The 19,176-nt window shown below is 32.3% G+C and carries 17 protein-coding genes and 1 pseudogene; 7 read left to right on the top strand and 11 right to left on the bottom strand.

Going from position 1 to position 19,176, the window contains the following annotated elements; genetic code table 11:
- Positions 1-19 precede the first annotated feature (19 nt).
- Positions 20-904: a LysR substrate-binding domain-containing protein gene (locus tag CJF42_RS05050; protein WP_095365633.1), complete on the bottom strand. Its 885-nt coding sequence runs from the start codon at positions 902-904 to the stop codon at positions 20-22.
- 102 nt (positions 905-1,006) lie between these two features.
- Between CJF42_RS05050 and CJF42_RS05045 the strand changes: the two genes are divergently transcribed.
- Positions 1,007-1,321: a hypothetical protein gene (locus CJF42_RS05045; protein ID WP_095365632.1), complete on the top strand. Its 315-nt coding sequence runs from the start codon at positions 1,007-1,009 to the stop codon at positions 1,319-1,321.
- 36 nt (positions 1,322-1,357) lie between these two features.
- Here CJF42_RS05045 and CJF42_RS05040 read toward each other — a convergent pair whose 3' ends face one another.
- The 5 genes and pseudogenes from CJF42_RS05040 to CJF42_RS26630 all read right to left on the bottom strand — a co-directional run bounded on the left by CJF42_RS05040 (position 1,358) and on the right by CJF42_RS26630 (position 4,945).
- The gene (locus CJF42_RS05040; protein WP_170940479.1) at positions 1,358-2,413 is read right to left on the bottom strand and encodes a GGDEF domain-containing protein; all 1,056 of its coding nucleotides are present in this window, start codon (positions 2,411-2,413) and stop codon (positions 1,358-1,360) included.
- Between the two features lie 90 nt (positions 2,414-2,503).
- Complete coding sequence (locus tag CJF42_RS05035; protein ID WP_095365630.1) at positions 2,504-2,707, bottom strand: hypothetical protein; 204 nt, start codon at positions 2,705-2,707, stop codon at positions 2,504-2,506.
- Between the two features lie 220 nt (positions 2,708-2,927).
- Complete coding sequence (locus CJF42_RS27220; RefSeq protein ID WP_170940478.1) at positions 2,928-3,974, bottom strand: tetratricopeptide repeat protein; 1,047 nt, start codon at positions 3,972-3,974, stop codon at positions 2,928-2,930.
- An 86-nt stretch (positions 3,975-4,060) separates the two neighbouring features.
- Positions 4,061-4,708 (bottom strand): annotated as a pseudogene (locus CJF42_RS05020) (IS630 family transposase); the annotation flags it as partial.
- 12 nt (positions 4,709-4,720) lie between these two features.
- Positions 4,721-4,945, bottom strand: coding sequence for a hypothetical protein (locus CJF42_RS26630; protein ID WP_141235479.1), 225 nt, complete (start codon positions 4,943-4,945; stop codon positions 4,721-4,723).
- Between the two features lie 845 nt (positions 4,946-5,790).
- Here CJF42_RS26630 and CJF42_RS05005 point away from each other — a divergent pair.
- Positions 5,791-7,350 (top strand): HD domain-containing phosphohydrolase, encoded by a 1,560-nt coding sequence (locus CJF42_RS05005; protein WP_095365627.1) that lies wholly within the window; start codon positions 5,791-5,793, stop codon positions 7,348-7,350.
- Between the two features lie 27 nt (positions 7,351-7,377).
- Here CJF42_RS05005 and soxR read toward each other — a convergent pair whose 3' ends face one another.
- The 3 genes from soxR to trhO form a co-directional block, all read right to left on the bottom strand.
- Entirely contained in the window at positions 7,378-7,824 is a 447-nt protein-coding gene (soxR, locus tag CJF42_RS05000) for a redox-sensitive transcriptional activator SoxR (RefSeq protein ID WP_095365626.1), read from the bottom strand.
- A gap of 287 nt (positions 7,825-8,111) precedes the next feature.
- Positions 8,112-9,449, bottom strand: a complete 1,338-nt coding sequence (locus CJF42_RS04995; protein ID WP_353651673.1) for an MATE family efflux transporter — start codon at positions 9,447-9,449, stop codon at positions 8,112-8,114.
- A 264-nt stretch (positions 9,450-9,713) separates the two neighbouring features.
- Complete coding sequence (gene trhO, locus CJF42_RS04985) at positions 9,714-10,697, bottom strand: oxygen-dependent tRNA uridine(34) hydroxylase TrhO (RefSeq protein WP_095365623.1); 984 nt, start codon at positions 10,695-10,697, stop codon at positions 9,714-9,716.
- 497 nt (positions 10,698-11,194) lie between these two features.
- Here trhO and CJF42_RS04980 point away from each other — a divergent pair, with 497 nt between their 5' ends.
- Positions 11,195-12,649, top strand: a complete 1,455-nt coding sequence (locus tag CJF42_RS04980) for a protein adenylyltransferase SelO (protein WP_095365622.1) — start codon at positions 11,195-11,197, stop codon at positions 12,647-12,649.
- Between the two features lie 76 nt (positions 12,650-12,725).
- Positions 12,726-13,439 carry a tRNA (adenine(22)-N(1))-methyltransferase gene (locus tag CJF42_RS04975; RefSeq protein ID WP_095365621.1) on the top strand — a complete coding sequence of 238 codons (714 nt, stop codon included), beginning with the start codon at positions 12,726-12,728 and terminating at the stop codon, positions 13,437-13,439.
- Here the strand turns inward: CJF42_RS04975 and CJF42_RS04970 are convergent.
- Positions 13,406-13,879, bottom strand: coding sequence for a LabA-like NYN domain-containing protein (locus tag CJF42_RS04970; RefSeq protein WP_095365620.1), 474 nt, complete (start codon positions 13,877-13,879; stop codon positions 13,406-13,408). The two genes, CJF42_RS04975 and CJF42_RS04970, sit on opposite strands and share 34 nt — an antisense overlap.
- 97 nt (positions 13,880-13,976) lie before the next feature.
- Between CJF42_RS04970 and CJF42_RS04965 the strand changes: the two genes are divergently transcribed.
- A complete protein-coding gene (locus CJF42_RS04965; protein WP_095365619.1) occupies positions 13,977-15,137 on the top strand; it encodes a hypothetical protein in 1,161 nt (386 codons plus the stop codon).
- The gene (locus CJF42_RS04960; RefSeq protein ID WP_095365618.1) at positions 15,137-15,565 is read left to right on the top strand and encodes a hypothetical protein; all 429 of its coding nucleotides are present in this window, start codon (positions 15,137-15,139) and stop codon (positions 15,563-15,565) included. The genes CJF42_RS04965 and CJF42_RS04960 overlap by 1 nt, the downstream gene beginning before the upstream one ends.
- 74 nt (positions 15,566-15,639) lie before the next feature.
- On the opposite strand, the gene CJF42_RS04955 is transcribed toward CJF42_RS04960, so the two are convergent.
- On the bottom strand, positions 15,640-17,769 hold the full coding sequence (locus tag CJF42_RS04955) for an EAL domain-containing protein (protein WP_095365617.1): 2,130 nt from the start codon (positions 17,767-17,769) through the stop codon (positions 15,640-15,642).
- Between the two features lie 178 nt (positions 17,770-17,947).
- Between CJF42_RS04955 and CJF42_RS04950 the strand changes: the two genes are divergently transcribed.
- The gene (locus tag CJF42_RS04950) at positions 17,948-19,171 is read left to right on the top strand and encodes an ABC transporter substrate-binding protein (protein ID WP_095365616.1); all 1,224 of its coding nucleotides are present in this window, start codon (positions 17,948-17,950) and stop codon (positions 19,169-19,171) included.
- Positions 19,172-19,176 lie beyond the last annotated feature (5 nt).

The following is a 19,176-nucleotide window of genomic DNA, read 5'->3' as shown; positions in this document are numbered from 1 at the left end:
ATTGATAATATTTTATAAACTAAGTCACCAATACATTTTTGATCCACTTTTCAAATTGTTTTACTTTGTCCCATTTAAAGTGATGTGGTAATGCAACTAAATATAAAGTACGAGGGCTATTAAAAGCGTAATTAAGTGGGTTGATTAAATGACCATTTTTTATATACTCGGCGACTAATATCTTGCTAACAAAAGCAATGCCTTGCCCTGCTACTGCACTTTGAATAATAGGCATCGAATCCGTTGTTTTAAGTTTTGATGTTAACTTATTGGCTTGAATATTATATTGCTCGCAACATGAATTAATGGCTTCTTGAATATCAGAACTAATATCTTCTAATAGTGGCAATTTAAATATATTTAAAGGATTAGCTTCATCATCCTTAAAAATTAAAGGGCTTACTACCATAACAATAGAATCATCTATTAACTTTCGACTTTCAAGTCCAGGGTAATTACCTAGCCCTCGTCTAATTGCAATATCTACATCATTATTTTCAAAACTATCAAGTCGATTATTAGGATAAAACTGTACACTTAAATGTGGGTTTAATTCTTGAAACTCACTTATTTTTGGAATAAGTAAAGTTGAAGTAACAGAATGCAAAGCCGTTATACGTAATTCATTGGCATTTGGCTCTAAAGAAACAGCATTAACACCATGGCTTATTTGTTCAAATGCTTGTTCAATATAGGGCATTAATAAAAGGCCTTTTTTATTTAACTTAGTTTGTTTACTATTTCTATCAAATAATTGGCACCCTAAATGTTCCTCTAATAAACGAATTTGTTGACTCACTGCCGCTTGTGTTACGTATAATTGCTCCGCAGCCGCTTTAAAACTTTCGTTTTTTGCCGCACTTAAGAATACATTAAGTGATTTTAGAGGAGGTAAATTTTTCATAGTTAAGAAAATCTTAATTGAGATTAAATTTATATCGTTTGAAGGATAATAAAACAAAGTTTAATTTAATAATCAAGTTAATTAAACATAAGAGAACTAATCATGAAACTGATAACGCTTATTACCTTTTATTTAATAGTATTATTTTCTGCACCATCTACAAAAGCAACAAACCACAAGCTATTCTCCGAGCAAGGCTATCCTTACGACATGCTAATAAAACGAACCGATAAAATTAAGATTATCTATAGTGAAAATGAAAAAGTGGTAAATTGTCGAGTAGAATTAAATTGGCAAGGTCAAAAAGTCACCACACAAGCTATTGAAGTTGAGCAAATAAAATTTAATGCTAAACCCTTTGCGACTTGCTTACCTAGAGCGCAAGCTAAAGTAATATTAGCTACAACCTTTAATTAAATTATGCTCACAATAGTGAGTGAATAACAAAAAACTTTATTCACTGACAATACAATTTCGGCCCTGATTTTTAGCTTTATATAAATATTTATCTGCATGTTGAAATAAGCTAATAAAATCTTCTTTATCAGGGCTAAATTGCGCTACTCCAAAACTTGCAGTTATATTAATGACGTTATTATCATAAGAAACCAATTGTGTTTCAATTGCCAACCTGATCCTTTGCGCTATTTCTAACGCCTGAGGTAAAGAAGTATTTGATAAAATGGCTAAAAACTCCTCACCACCTATACGCCCTAAAATATCCTGTTCACGGATAAATTTACTTGCGGTTTTAGCGGTATTAATTAGCACCTCATCACCGGCTGAATGTCCATAGTTATCGTTTACTTGTTTGAAGTGATCAATATCAAAAATAATAATAGAAAAAGCTGTTCCTGTACTAATTGATTTTTTTAACTCTAATTCAGAATATAAAAATGTATATCTGCGATTAGCAAGTTGGGTCAATACATCTGTATTGGCTAAACGATTAAGTTTTTTACTTGTACGTCTTTGACGATAAAAGAAAAAGAATAAAACAGCGATCAATATTGCTGCTGTTATAATTACCATATTCTTTAGTTGCTGTTCTTGTTTTGCGTTTTCGAGCTCAACAGTAGTAAACTGTTTCTCTCTTTCTAATAGTTTATTTTTTAGTAACGTTTGCTCTGTATCAAACATCACTTTATATTTTGAACGTGCTTCTTCCCTCACATCATTTTGATACGCATCAGTAAGTGTTTTTTCTTTTTTTTGTAACTCAAAAGCCGTTTTATAATCTTCTTTTAGAACAGCAATATCAATTTTCACATCATAAAGTTGAATATACATAGCAAGATTTTTTGCTTGATCTAATGTCAATATAATTTGTTCTGCTTTTAAAACTGCTTGTGATGCTAAAGTCGCTTTTTTCTCATTCACCTCAATTTGGGCTTGTACTAAGTAATGTTGAGATTTTGCGTAAGGCCCTTCTATACCTAAAAAAAGTGCATCAGCTAACAACCAAAAATCAGCCGATTTTTCGAAATCTTTTTTCTTTAAATACAACATGCTCATTCCGATATAAGCAAAATAGATTTTCGATTTGTCTTTAAATAAAAATGACAGATTTAGCATTTTATTGTAACTAGTTAACGCTTTTTAAAATTTTTTATTCCTTTTATAAACAACTGCCTGACTGTAGTGAGCTAACATTTCATCGTATTTATAGTCATTTTTTTTAAAATACACTATCGCTGCATTTTGCAATGCAATGGCTTTATTAAAATCTTTCAAATTTGCATAAACACTAGCCATATTTGTATTTAAATATGCCATATCAAGTTCATCATTTAGTTCTTGCACTATGATATATACCCAAGCCACTTCAAGATGTGAGGTTCAGGACTGCTGAGCAATTCATGATCTAGGCGCATCTTTGCATTAATGGTTACTCCCTTAAAAAAAGATGGAACAACGAGCATGATTTGCTCAGAAGTCCCTGTAAGGTTGGTTTATAAATACTTTATGCAGCGTTATTGATTTTGAAAAGGGAATAACCATGTTCTTCAATCAATGCCTTTGCCTAAAGCATTTCTAATTCCAACTGAATCCTGCATCTTGAAGTGGTTTGGGTATATGCTTTTTGATAATACTTAAGTGCCTCAACATCGTTATGATTTAAATCATACATACCAGCTAATCCACCATAGCTATCAGCTAATATTTTTGGGTCTTCAATTGCTTTCGATATTTTAATTGCTTGATGAAACAGCGCTTCACTTTCACTTGCTTTACCAATGGAATCAAGCAACATACCATGCGTTAATAAAACATTGACGCCAATTTTATTATTTAAGTCTTTCAGTAGATCTTTTGATTTATGTAATAAAGCAAAACTTTTGTCAAACTGCCCAAAATAAAAATGATATGTTGCTAAACGACGATATAAAGCAGCTAAGTCATAATCACTTATTTTATTTTTATTTTTATTTTTATTTTTATTTTTATTTTTATTTTTATTTTTATTTTTATTTTTATTTTTATTTTTATTTTTATTTTTATTTTTATTTTTATTTTTATTTTTATTTTTATTTTTATTTTTATTTTTATTTTTATTTTTATTTTTATTTTTATTTTTATTTTTATTTTTATTTTTATTTTTATTTTTATTTTTATTTTTATTTTTATTTTTATTTTTATTTTTATTTTTATTTTTATTTTTATTTTTATTTTTATTTTTATTTTTATTTTTATTTTTATTTTTATTTTTATTTTTATTTTTATTTTTATTTTTATTTTTATTTTTATTTTTATTTTTATTTTTATTTTTATTTTTATTTTTATTTTTATTTTTATTTTTATTTTTATTTTTATTTTTATTTTTATTTTTATTTTTATTTTTATTTTTATTTTTATTTTTATTTAAAAGATTTTGTACAAAATCAAAAGAAAGGTTAGGATCTTTATCGTTAAGTTTATCGTTAAGTTTATCGGCTTTATCTAACTCAGTTTTTAGCCAAGTAGGGTGTAATTCAGTAGCTAAAGTGTTGTAATTGTAAATAAGCAAAAAGCATATAAAAAACACTTGTATTACCATTAGCATTTTTTTTATATGTTTGGGTATCACCATTACGACTCAATATTAATTACAATCAACTCAGTATAGCTATATTTAAAAGTTAAAGCTCTTGGAAAAGAGTATATACCCAAGTTACTTCAAGTTGCAAAATCGAAAAGTGGGAAGTTATCAGTAATTCGACAGCTTAACTCCTTTTTTATCGTTGGTGCAGTAAATTCAAAAAACGATAAAATTTGCCGTCGAAATTCTTGTGCCGTAGAAAAATATTGGTTGTTTCTAACTTGCGCATTCATGACTTTCCACAGGCGCTCTATGGGGTTTAAATTGGGGCTGTATGGGGGAAGATAATGAAGTTGAATCTTGAGTGTTTCAACTTTTTCGATTATCTCTTTAGCGCTATGATAATCTGCTCCGTCCAGTACGACATGCAGCGTTGAAATAGTTGGATGAGTTTCTTTTATTTTCGACAGAAAATCCATGATGCTTTCTTTGTTTACATACTCATAGGGCTTTACTATCGCTTGCTCTGGAGCATTAAACGCTATCACACCAATCAGGTTGATTGGTGTTCGGCTTTCGCTTGTTTCTATTGGCTTATCAACACCTGTTTTTATCCCGCCATTTGTTATTTTTGTTGCTTTTGTGGGATGTGTCGCATCAATAAAATAAAGTCTTTCCTCCTCATCCATTGAGGCTTTTAATGCCTCATAATAAGCGACAAATTCGGCTTGTTTATCACTGCAAAATTTATGAGAAACCCTATTTGGTCGTTTATAACTAAATCCATTTCGATGTAGTCATTTATTTAAACCTGGAATTGAATAGCTGAGTTCCCATTGCTCTCGTATATAATTGGCGATTTGATACGTATGAAAATAGATATACGCTGATAGATGCTCAATAAGGACGTGTGTTTGCGCATCATTTAATAGACTCGTAGACCCTCCATTTTCAGGTGTTAGCTTATAAGCAGTAATAAAGTCAGAAATATGCCGAGAAACAGTCGTTTCATATATACCCAAGCCACTTCAAGATGTGAGGTTCAGGACTGCTGAGCAATTCATGATCTAGGCGCATCTTTGCATTAATGGTTACTCCCTTAAAAAAAGATGGAACAACGAGTATGATTTGCTCAGAAGTCCCTGTAAGGTTGGTTTATAAATACTTTATACAGCGTTATTGATTTTGAAAAGGGAATAACCATGTTCTTCAATCAATGCCTTGCCTAAAGCATTTCTAATTCCAACTGAATCCTGCATCTTGAAGTGGTTTGGGTATATACGCAAAACTTGGGCGATCATACCAATGGCCCCCTCTGAACGTAACAATATGGCTTTAATGCGCTCATACTCAAATCCGTTATGTACTTTTTGATGACGAAGCTCAGACTGCTTTAAGTTCTAAAGAGATAGATAGACTTTTCATATATCTAGATTGATCTTTTTAAAGATAAAAAGCAATCATCTTCAATGATCACAGGTATATATTCGTGCTAATTGAAAATGCAGGTTTCAAAGCTTCGGTAGGATATGAGCATAAGGCATGATTTGTAATTCATGGTTATTCCCTGATGATGAATCATCACACCGTAATTTTTTTCTACCCAAAGTTTCGTAGGGCAAGACATTGATAGCAGGGAATGTTCGCTCCCTTGTCAAAATCAATAACGTAGCATAAATCATTTTTAAACCAACCTTTAAGTGTTTCATAGACGCATAATCTCTACGTTCCATCTTATTAAAAGGGAACTGAAGCATTTTAAGTGATGTATTTTAAAATCTTTATGTCTACAGAGTTACTAAAATGAAAAACCACTTCTATACTTGTAATTGTTTCATTTTATTTGAATAGCTTGATAAGGGATGCTATGAGAAGCATTGAACATTTTGTAGAAATCGGCATTGCCTTATCTTCAGAAAAAAAACACCATGTTTTATTAGAAAAAATACTTAAAAGCGCCATGCAACTGGCCAATGCGGATGCTGGTACTATATATTCTATTTCTTCAGAAAATAAACTTGTGTTTGAAACCCTACTTAATAATACCTTAAACACACATTTAGGTGGCACCACAGGAAAACCAATAGAATATCCCAATATTCCTGTTTTTCAATTTGGTGAAATTAATAACAATGCAATGGTTGCTGTCGCAGCAGCATCCGGTAACATAATAAATATAGATGATGCATATACCTGTACTGAATATAATTTTTATGCCGCTAAAGAAATGGATAAGTTAACAGGGTATAAAACACAATCTGTTTTAACTATACCGATGAAAAATCATCAAGAAGAGATTAATGGTGTTATCCAGCTGATAAACGCAAGCGATGAAAAGGGTAAAGTCATTCCTTTTAACGATGAAGTTCAACGCGTAACTCATGCTTTAACCTCTTTAGCAGCGATAATCTTCACAAATAAACAACTCATTAATGAAATGGAACATTTATTTGCTTCATTCTCAAAGTTAATAGCTTCTGCTATCGATAAAAAATCACCTTATACAGGTGAGCACTGCCGTCGCGTTCCCGTGATTACTATGATGTTAGCAAAAGCGTGCCACAATATTAAAACCGGACCACTCAATGAATTCCATATGGAAAAAGAAGACTTCCATGAACTTAATGTTGCAGCTTGGCTCCATGATTGTGGCAAAGTAGCCACACCTGAATATATTATGGATAAACAAACAAAGCTTTCGACTGTATTTGATCGTATTGAACTGATTGAATCTCGTTTTGAAATTGCAGCCAGAGATATTTTCAACTCTAAAAAATTAAACGATATGAATAAAGCGATTGTATTAAAACAGTTAGAGATTGATAGAAATTTTATTAGCATGGCCAATACAGGTGGAGAGTTTTTTGACGATGATAAAATAAATCGTATTTATTCAATTGCAAAACAATATCAAATATCAATAAAAGGAAAAAAACAATCTGTGATCAGTGAAGATGAAATTTATAACTTAATCATTAAACGCGGTACAATAAACCCAAAAGAGCGAAAAATTATAAATGGACATATGGATGTTACGGTAGAAATGTTGGAATCGATGCCTTTCCCTAAACACTTACAACGCGTACCTGAATACGCCTGCGGACATCATGAAAAAATGGATGGCACAGGCTATCCTAAAGGATTAACTCGAGATCAAATGTCAATTCCTGCCAGAATGATGGCCATTGCAGATATATTTGAAGCACTGACAGCAAATGATCGTCCCTATAAACCACCAAAAACACTCTCCGAGACTTTAACCATTATGGGCATAATGAAACTCGACAATCATCTTGATCCTGACTTATTTGATGTATTTGTGAATGAAAAAGTGTATGAAAGGTTTGCTCAAGAACATTTATTACCTTCTCAAATTGATGAGTTTAATATAAATGATATCCCTGGTTGTGGTGATTTTGATTATTAAAAAATATTTATTGTAACAATGAGGAATTTAACTCCTATGTAATAATACTGCTCCTGTACCTTCTTCTGCAAGTTCATCGTTGGGGTTATATATAGGACAATTTTCCATAGATAGACAGCCACAACCAATACATCCCTTAACCGAATCTCTTAATTTTTGCATATAGGCTATTCTAGCATCTAACTGTTTTTGCCAATTTGCAGACAATTTAGCCCAATCCCCCTTACACGGGGTGCGTTCATTAGGTAAATCACTAAAAGTCTGTTTGATATCATCTAATTTAATCCCTATTTTTTGAGCCGCCTTAATAACAGCAATACGTCTTAAAACATCTCTTTTATAACGCCTTTGATTACCTTGATTTCGCCAACTTCGTATCAGACCTTTTTCCTCATAAAAATGTAAAGTCGATACTTTTATGCCGCAACGTTTCGCAATATAACCCACAGTTAAGTTTGCTTCTTCTAAATTCATGATGATCTCTATAGCCGTTGTTATTTTTACAGTTTAGTGAAAAAAATCATTCACCTCAAGTTAACTTGAGCTTTCAAGTTTCAGTATCAACGAAATAAAAGGATAGCAAAATTAAAAATTTCACAGATCAAACAATAATCAACACTAATATAAATTAGGATAAATTTTCAATAGCAAGGCGCTTGATTTAGCAATAGCTGGCTATTGGGATTGAAAGCAACGCAGCTATTGTATATTTAGACCATTTAGATTGATCATATATTTATTTGAATTTGTATAACAATGATTTAAACAGTTTCGCTGGCAAAGTTTTCTTTTTCGATATGTGAAACTAGTTGACTTTCATCATTTTTGGGTAAACGTAACCTAAACTCTCTACGCAATAAATAAAAGCTCACTACTGCTTGAATACACACCGTTATTACAGATAAATTCCATAGGTTTTCAATGGTAAAATCATTTTGTTGTGAAAGCCATAAAGCAGGTATTGCAAAGCAAATTAATCGCGTTGCTGTACTTATTAGTGCTGGCCAAGTATTACCTACTGATTGAAACATACCTGAACAAGTAAAAGTGAGCCCTGATGGAATAAAGTTCCAGCAAATCATTTGCAAAAACATCGCACTTATTAATACCACTTCAGGCTCATCAACAAAGCTCTGAACTAAAATTTCGGACTGAAATAAACACAAAATAGTCAGTAGTGACATTAATGAACAAGTTAAAATAGCCGACCATTTAAAAGTTTCACGTACTCTTGTGAATTTTTTTGCGCCAAAATTTTGTCCAGCAACCGCAGGGGCTGCAAATGCAAGCGCCATAGCAGGTAAAAATAGTGACTGCATAATACGAGAACCTAAACCAAAACCAGCCTGAGCATCTGCGCCAAAGCGCTGAATTAGCCAATAAATAATACCCATATAAACAAACATTAAAAAAAACTCACCACCAGCAGGTAAACCGATTGAAGAAATTTTCTTTAAACTGGGTATATTAGGGTGCCATAAAGCAAAATCGACACTAATATACTTTTCTGATTTTTTAAAATATAAACATAAAATAATTACTGCACATACAACTGAAATTGAACTGGCAAAACCTGCACCAGCTATGCCCATAGCATGACCGGTGCCCCAACCTTCAATTAATATAGGTGATAAAATAATATTAATTATGATAGAAATCATTTGCACTAACATGGTTGGTTTAATCACCCCTGTGCCACGTAATGCAGCACTGATAGACACCATTAAAAACTGTAAAGCCATACAAGGTATAAACCAGTTTAGGTAGCTTAAACCTGCAGCCACTGTTTGGAGATCTTGAGAAACCATATTTAAGTATGCACTTGCGCCAAAATATCCTGCTATACAAACAACGATACCTACGATACTTGAAGACATCATAGATTGATTGAATATTAAATTAGCATCTGTTTTATCTTTTCGCCCTACCGCATGAGAGATAGCCGCAGCAGTGCCCACATTTAAAATTTGCGTTAAAGCAAAAATTAAAAACATGGCATTTCCAGCAAGACTTAGTCCAGCTAACGCTTCGCCACCTAGTTTACCAACGAAATATAAATCAACTAAAAAATATAACGTTTGCACAAACATCCCTACCATCATAGGTATAGCCATGGTAATCAGATGTTTAGGTATTGAGCCTTGGGTAAGATCTTTCATTATTTTGGAACTCGAATTTCAATTTTTGAGGAGCTTGTATTGGCATGTCTTAATCACAATGCAAACTAAAGAAGTACTTTATAGCCTGATTGATTTATCTGCAATCATTTGTTCATTTTTAAATTGTTACAAAATAAAAAGACCACTGATTTATTATCATAAAGAATAGCGGTCTTTTTATTTAATTGATTTATTAAAAAATTTTTAGTTAGCAGATTGCTCAGCTTTTCTATCAGCCTTTTCTTGGCGACGCTCATTAATCAAGCCTTTAACTTCACCACCAATATGAGATTCACCACGTTTTTCGGCTAAAGCAATTTGACGTTCACGTTCAGCGAAACGCTCGCGTTGCTTATCTGTCACTTTTTTATGGCATCTATGACAGCTCACACCTTTTACGTAATACTCACTTTCTTTTTCAGCTTCACTTAAAGGAAAACGACATGCAAAACATTGGTCGTATTGGCCTTGCTCTAAGTCATGATTAACCGCTACACGACCATCAAAAACAAAACACTCCCCTTGCCATAATGTTTCTTCACTTGGTACTTCTTCTAGGTATTTTAAAATCCCTCCTTCTAAATGATATACCTCTTCGAAACCTTGATCTTTTAAGTAAGCAGTAGATTTTTCACAGCGAATACCGCCTGTACAATACATTGCCACTTTTTTATGTTTGTTTTTATCTAAGTTATTTTTCACATACTCAGGAAAATCACGAAAAGTTTCAGTATTTGGGTTCACTGCATGCTTAAATGTGCCGATTTCGATTTCATAGTCATTACGTGTATCTATTGTGATCACTTCAGGATCAGAGATAAGTGCATTCCAATCTTTAGGTTTTACGTAAGTACCAACTACTTGATTAGGATCGACACCTTCAATACCCATGGTGACGATTTCTTTTTTCAGTTTAACTTTTGTACGATGAAATGGGTTTTCATCATTAAAAGCAACTTTATAAGAGATTTGGCTTAAACTTGGATCTTCAGCTAAAAACTGTAAAACTTGTTCAATAGCAGCATGAGAACCGGCAATTGTGCCATTGATGCCTTCATTTGCTAATAATAAAGTACCTTTAACATCAAGACTTTCCATTTTAGCTAATAATGGCGCGCGTAAAGCCTGAAAATTTTCTAAACGAACAAATTTATATAATGCACAAATAGTAATTTGTGATGTAGACATTCTGTATTCTCCATTGAACGAACTGGAACGTAAAACCAGTGCTGTAGATTGACCCAAAAGGGTGATTAAAATATTCAACTTAATATCGATCAAATTAAGCTGGGCGCGAATTTTACCAGAGAATATATAATTTTAATAGCCTACACCGATACTCAAAGCTACCTCAATATACAGAATTCAGCGTTTCACAAATGCTTAATATCAAGGCGAAACTTGTAGAAATAGTTGTTCTCTTTTAATAAGTTGGAACGTAGTGATTTAGCGTCTATGAAATGCCTAAAACTTTGGTTTAAAAAAATTTATGACGCATTATTGATTTTGACAAGAGAGCGACCATTCCCTAATATCAATTGCTTGCCTAAATCTTTTTTAATTCCAACTGAAACTCGTATCTTGAAGTAGTTCGGGTATAAACTACTTCAAACTTACAGACAAGCCCAAAAGTGATATCATTTTATAATTAGTATCATTTAGCATTATATAAGAAAGCTTAAATTATGAAATTCTCTAACACTTACAGCCAATTAGCTAGTGCCTTCTATCAACGTATTGATCCTACCAAGGTGTCTGATCCGCAATTATTATTCTGGAACAAAAGTCTCGCTAAAAGGCTATTGATAGATGAAAAGCTGACGCTTGATCTCAACTTATTATCGCAATACTTCTCAGGAAATCAAATCCCTGATGGCGCTGAACCTATGGCTTTGGCATATTCAGGACATCAATTTGGGCATTTTAATCCGCAATTAGGTGATGGCCGAGCCCATTTGTTAGGAGAAGTCATAGCTAGCGATAACCGTCGATATGATATTCAATTAAAAGGCTCTGGCCCAACTCGCTTTTCAAGACAAGGTGATGGTCGTTGTGCCATTGGTCCGGCAGTGCGTGAATATATAATGAGTGAAGCCATGTTTGCTCTTGGCGTTTCAACTTCAAGATGTTTATCTGTCGTTACTACTGGCGAAGCCGTTTATAGAGAACAGCCCTTAGCTGGCGCTGTTGTCACTCGTGTGGCATCAAGCCATATAAGAGTGGGTACTTTTCAATATTTTGCAGCTATAGGCGATATTGAGTCTTTAGAAACCTTAACTCATTACACCATTGAGCGTCACTTTCCTCAAATTGATATTAATGCTGATGATAAAATAGAACAATTCCTAGTATGTGTAATTGATAAACAAATTGAATTGATTATTTCTTGGATGCGTGTTGGCTTTATACATGGCGTAATGAATACTGATAATACCGCGATTTCAGGTGAAACAATAGACTTTGGCCCCTGCGCCATGATGAGTAATTATCATTCTGGTACCGTATTTAGCTCTATTGATAAACAAGGCCGATATGCTTTTGGCAACCAACCTCATATTGCGCAATGGAATATGGCAAGACTCGCTGAATGTTTATTGCTATTGTTCGGCAGCAATCAAGAAAAAGCATTAAAGAAAATAGAACCTATAATAATTGCCTTTACTGAGCAGTTTGAAAGTGCTTATTTTACTATGTTAGCTAATAAGTTAGGTTTTAATGAAGTAGACAAAAAAGATCATCATTTTATAAATGAATTATTAGATCTTATGCAAAAACAGGAACTTGATTATACAAACACTTTTATTAAATTAACGCATTCTTTAAATGATGCTGATACACAAAATAACCTAAAAGAACAGTTAGGTGATTGGTACAATAATTGGCGAAAACAGCTTGAAGATAAAAGTCAAAATATTCAAGCTGCTAAAAAGTTAATGGAACAAAATAATCCATTAGTCATTCCAAGAAACCATCATATTGAAACTATATTAGCTGAATATGAAATATCAGGAAAAAGCACTATTATAGATCGCTTTCTTAAAGTATTACGCTCACCTTATAAACAACTTAGTGAAACTAATGAGTTTCAAGATGCACCGAAAGATGGCGATCACCACTATCGTACTTTTTGTGGCACTTAACAGCAATTTTAAAAACAGTTATCATGCACTTCAAATAAAGAGCGAGTTTCATTTATATACATGACAAAGAGCACTTGTGAAAATAAGTAAACGTCTAGAAAGAATCAACAATATGATCATCAATAAATATGATCATATTTGGGATTGCTGTTGTGATCATGGACAATTAGGCATCAAACTCTTAACCAAAAAGATCGCATCTAAAATTCACTTTGTTGATATTGTATCTCCTCTCATGACTGAACTTGAAACAAAATTACAACGTTATTTTAGTGTGAACCCTACATGTAAAAACTGGCAGGTATATTGTTTAGATGTTGCACAACTGCCTTTAGAAAGTACATGTAAAAAGAGTAAACAATTAGTCATTATTGCGGGTGTTGGCGGTGATTTATTAATTGAATTAGTGAATGGTATTATTAAAAGTAACCCGGAACATAATTTAGAGTTTTTATTATGCCCAGTACATCATCATTATAAAGTTCGCAAGTCCCTTAAAGCATTAGAGCTTGGCCTAATAGATGAGCAGATTATTCGTGAAAATAATCGTTTTTATGAAATATTACATGTGAGTAAAACAGCAATAAAAGCGATTAATCCTGTAGGTTCAATCATGTGGAACTTTACAAAAAAAGATCATAAAGATTACCTCTTGAAAACAATTAATCATTATCAGCGAATGGCGCAAAAAACAGATCAAGAAACGTTAAATATTCTTGCGCAATACCAATCCCTTATAGATAATGATTCACCGCTTTATAAAAGTAGTTCTCCAGTTATGGGAATATAATCAGTCGCACTGTTGATTAAGGCTGCAGCCGTTAGTTTGGCTACACCGTATACGTCACAAGGTATATTAAACTTACCTTGAACACGGTCTAATAAGATTGCAAAATCACCATCGCCTGAAACTAAAATCACTTTATCAACTTCACTTGCATAATCCATAATATCTAAAGTGATACCAACATCCCAATCGCCTTTAGCACTGCCATCAGCCCTTTGAATAAAAGGTTTCAGTTTTACTTCAAAGCCTATCGCTCTTAGGATATTTTGAAATTGTTTCTGTTTATCATCAGCACGCTCAATTGCATACGCAAAAGCATATTTAACTTCTGAGTTTTGTGTTACTTTCGCCCAAAAAGCATTGTAATCAAAGTTACGTTTATGTACATCTCTACAGGTATAATACACATTTTGTACATCTACAAAAATTGCTATTTTTTCCACATTCACCCCCCTTTATTTTACTTTTTTATGTCTCTATCTAGGAACTATTTCAAATTAATGCCTACACTTCTTTTAAAGGAATTAAAAATAAAATGATATGACAATAAAAACTAATCTATCACAATATTTAGCTGTTTATGCTTTTTCATTTATATTATGCTTTAAAGTAACCGCTCAACAACCTGAGTTTTCAGGATTTTCACGATTAGTGACAGGCGCAACAATTGGTGATAATACTAAATATGAAGCACATCATGATGACTTTACCTTTAATGCTGATAGCTTAATAGGATTACAAGTTGATATTGATATATTTTCTAATTTAACAGCTACTGCACAGCTATTAGACACATTAAATAAACACAAAAATTCTGGCTTAGAGTGGTTATGTTTAAATTACACACCCACAACTTCAACAAATATAAAACTAGGGCAATTACGGACCTCTTTTTTTACTTATAGTGATGTGCTAGATGTGGGTTATGCCTACCATTGGATTAAACCGCCTGAAGAAGTTTATGCTTCTTTTTACTTTTCCCATTTTGATGGCGTTAGTATCCAACATAATATTGTAAGTAAGTTATTCACAATAAAAGTTTCAGGTTTTTATGGTAAATTTAAAGATAAAGTCTCTTTTAATCAGCTTATATTTGAACCTAATGTAAAAAACTTCACTGGCCTCGCTTTAACAACTGAATTTAATGCTTTACATTTACGCGCCGCATACTCCCAAGGGAATGTTTCAATTCATGATGAAGACTTAGCACCGCTGATAACAAGTATACAGCAAGTCAATCAGCCAATTTCAGTAAATGCATTATTACTTGATGGTAAAATGCAATATTACCAAATAGGATTAAGTTATGATGCTTTTGATTATTTTATCAAAAGTGAATGGATTAATTTAAAACATAATTTTCATTTATTATCTGAAGGAGAATCATTTTATATTAGTGGTGGTTACCAATATGAGGACTACACCTTACACTTAACATTCGCAGATAGAAATGATGAATACAATAAATATCTGCCTATATTAACATTACCAGAAACTCCCTATTTTATTCCTTTAATACAAGGTTATAACGCCATACGGACAAGCTTAACAGAAGGCGAGCAAAATTCGTGGACTTTGGGTATTAGATGGGACTTTAAACCCGGACTTGCACTTAAGTCAGAGATTAAAAGGATCGATTATAGATCTAATATTCAAATTAATACCAGTGTTGTTGCTTTTGCATTAGAATGGGTGTTTTAATGAAATCTTTAACTAAAGTCGTTTTATTCTTTAGTTTTGCAATAACAAGTGTATTTCCTCAAGATCATATTTGGGTAATAACACAAAAGTTAGATAAAGACTTTACCTTGAGTAAACAACAAGTTCGTCAAATATACCTTGGCATCAATATAGATTTTACCGATGAGGTTACAAGTTCAGCCATCACTCTTAGCCGAAAAAACCAAGTTCGCTCACAATTTAACGCACAAGTAATCGGATTAACTGAATCTCGCATTCAATCTTATTGGGCGCACATGCGTTTTTCAAGTAGAAATAAGCCACCTAAAGAATATGACTCTGTTTCATCTTTACTTGAACACATTAAAACAACTAAAGGCAGCATAGGATATGTACCTGCCCAAACCGTATTACCAGAAAGCATAGTGGTAATTTACCCTGAAAATTAAGCCTGATATGAAACCTGACAATTAAATAATAAAACTTCACTTTCATAATCAAACCCGCTCTTTACGTCCTGCCTTTATAACTGAACTACTTTTTCATCCAAGCCAGCAAAGTGATTTTTACAATGAATTTGCTTAATAACGTTAGGCAGCTCCTCAATTGGCACTGGTTTAGAAAAGTAATAACCCTGAATTAATTCACAATTACTGCCAACTAAAAAATCATACTGCTCTTTAGTTTCAACTCCTTCAGCGCATATTTTTAAACCTAATTTTTTGGCTAAACCAATAATACTTTCAACAATTAATCGGTCTCTGTCAGATGTGAATATTTTTTTCACAAATTGTTGATCTATTTTTAAGGTATTTGCTTGTACTTGGGTTAAATAACTTAAAGAAGAATAACCTGTGCCAAAGTCATCTAAAGCGATTGAACAACCCAGTTCATCTAATGCATTAAAGAATTTACTCGATGATTCAAAGTTTTCTATATATGAAGATTCAGTTACTTCAAATTCAATAAGTTTTGTGTCACTTTTATTAAGTTTTATTAAACCTTCAATATATTGGATAAAACCTTGTTTAGTTATATCAATCGCTGAGATATTAAAAGAGGTCACAGTATAAAACCCGATACTTTCTTTTATTTTAGATAAGTCACTTAAACCTTGTTTTAATACCCAACGCGTAATGTCATGCACTCGACCACAATGCTCAGCTATTGGTATAAATTCAGCAGGAGAAATTAACCCATCAAAACTACTATGCCATCTAATAAGTGCTTCAAAACCAACAACGCCCATCAAAGGACTGACTTTAGGTTGATAATAAAGGGTAAACTCATCGCCTTGAATTGCTTTAGCTAATTCATTCGCTATCAACATATGCCTGTGTTGTACACTTTGCATTTTATCCTCAAATACAGAAAATTGACCTCTACCACCTTCTTTTGCTTTATACATAGCGACATCGGCATTGCTAATTAAAGTAGCGGCATTAAAACGATCTTTATCATTAAAGGCGATGCCCATACTTAAGCCCGAATGAATTTGCCACTTTTGAATATGAAAGTAATCAACAAAGCTATCTAAGATACGTTGCGCAATTGCAACCGCTGTTACATGACTAGGTAATTCCGTTAATATCACAATGAATTCATCTCCACCTAAACGCGCAAGTATATCGCCATCCCTTAAATGTGATTTTATTCTTTCACTTACCTGCTGCAATAAAATATCGCCAGCATGATGACCTATGGTCTCATTTACTGTTTTAAAATCATCTAAATCTAAAAACATCACCGCTATTTCATAATTTTTTCTATGAGATTTATTTAATTCTTGTTTTAATAATTCACAGAATAATTTCCTGTTTGGAAGCCCTGTTAGCTGGTCATAATTAGCTAAATGCTTTAGTGACTTTTGTTGTTTTAATAATTTAATTGTATGACGCTTATTTTCAATATCTTGTGTATTGATCATAGACAACATTTTATTAATATTTTTCCCAAGAATGGAAACCTCATCTTGACCATTATTTTCATATCTGAGTTGATAATTTTTTGTTTTACCAACCGAGGACACTAGTTGAGATAAATGAATTAAAGGTGTGATCACACCACTTTGCACCCAATGAGACAAAACAAAAATAATTAATATTATAACTAAAATCAAAGGAATAAGTTGTGTAATAAATACTTTCATATTACTCGATAATTGATTAGATAAGTCTGCAACCAATATTAAATAGCCCGATGAAAAGTTTTTATCTCCAATCAAATGAATTTCCATTAAACTAGACTGCGTATCTTCCCCTCTATTTATTATAATTTGCGACCAATTCACTCGCTCCAGATGGTTAGCAGTGGTTTGAAACTTAGGATTCAAATACTGTGTCACTATTTTATTTGATTTATCTAAAATCAATCCGTATTTAATCTGTTGATATCTTTCAAGTTTTAATAGTGTAGTTGTTAAGCCTATTAACTCTGGTTCATTTGAAGTTAAATAAGGAAATAACTCATCAGATAAATTACTACTTAATGCATACAGATTAGTTGCTAGCGCTTCTTTGTATAACTTTTGATGCTGATATAAAGTTAAAAAAGTTATTGCTAAGGCGCATAGAAACACCACAAAAAATGTGACCGATATTAACTTTGTTTTAATGCTTAAATAGTTCAAATCCATTTTAATCCAATTTTGCATTTACATTATGTAAGCCTAGCACTTTGTATTTAAATTGCTTTCAAATCCTCTAAAATTTCATGAAAAATTAATAATGAAAATAAATAAATAAATACAAAGAAATCGCTAATTCTTTATTTTTACTATAATAATTAAATTGAGTTAAAATAAATACTTCATTAATTAAGGATATAGGTACATGTTTAAAATGAATTTAAATTTATGTATTCAATTATTCATCATTATTTTTAGTTTAACGATCAAGCAAGTTCATGCTAAAAAAATTTATAACATCTATTTAGATGCCGACTTTACTGGCACTAAAGCATCTAGCTTATCTATTGTACAAGGCATTGAAACTGCCTTATCCGAAATAAAGCATCAACTTTTTGGTTACCAGTTTAAAGTAATAAAAAAAAATCATAGAGGAAATTCATTACGTAGTAAACGTAACTTAGAAAGCTATTTAAAAGACCCTAATGCATTACTGGTTTTTTCTGGTTTACATTCTCCACCACTGTTAGCCAATAAAGACTTCATAAATAAAAATCGAATTTTATTATTAGACCCATGGGCTGCCGCGGGACCAATAACACGTTCAAATACCAAAGAAAATTGGATTTTTAGACTCTCTATTGATGATCAAAAAGCCGGATATATTATTAGCGATAATGCTTTATTAGAAGGATTTAAAAAACCTTATTTATTACTTGAAGACACAGGTTGGGGTAAATCTAACGAAAAAACAATGACTCGAGCACTCGCTAAAAAAGGATTTAAACCAAGTGGAATAAAGTGGTTTAATTGGGGTTTAGGGTTAAACAATGCAAAATTAACTTTAAGAGATATCGCCTCATCTGATGCTGATGTTATTTTTTTTGTAGGTAATGCACCTGAAGGTAAAACATTTGCAAAGGCCATGAGTGAACTCAATAAATCAGAGAGGTTACCTATACGCAGTCATTGGGGGATCACAGGAGGTGACTTTGTCGACATTATTAACAATGTTATTCGACAATCTTTAGACTTACAGTTTATACAAACGAGTTTCTCTTTTAATTCCAAAGTTTCAACTAAGCATTCGCTTGCAGTTTTTAATTCTGCAAAAGCACAATTTCCAGAGCTATCAACACCCAAAGATATTAAAGCACAAACCGGTTTTATACACGCGTATGATTTAACTAAGTTACTTATTTCATCAATAAAACAATCTGGCCTTACAGGAGATCGCAATAAGGACAAAAATGCAATTCATCAAGCACTTGAATCTTTAAATACACCCGTAAAGGGTTTAATTAAAACATATATCAAACCATTTTCAGCTTATGATAAAAGGCATAATAATGCCCATGAAGCACTTACATACTCTGACTATGTAATGGCATACTATGGTACTGATAACCAAGTTATTTTAATAAAATAAACACT

The sequence above is a fragment of the Pseudoalteromonas sp. NBT06-2 genome, from assembly GCF_002276045.1.
Lineage (GTDB): Bacteria > Pseudomonadota > Gammaproteobacteria > Enterobacterales > Alteromonadaceae > Pseudoalteromonas.
Note: the sequence above shows the minus strand (reverse complement) of the source record. Positions and strands in the feature narration are given on the sequence as shown.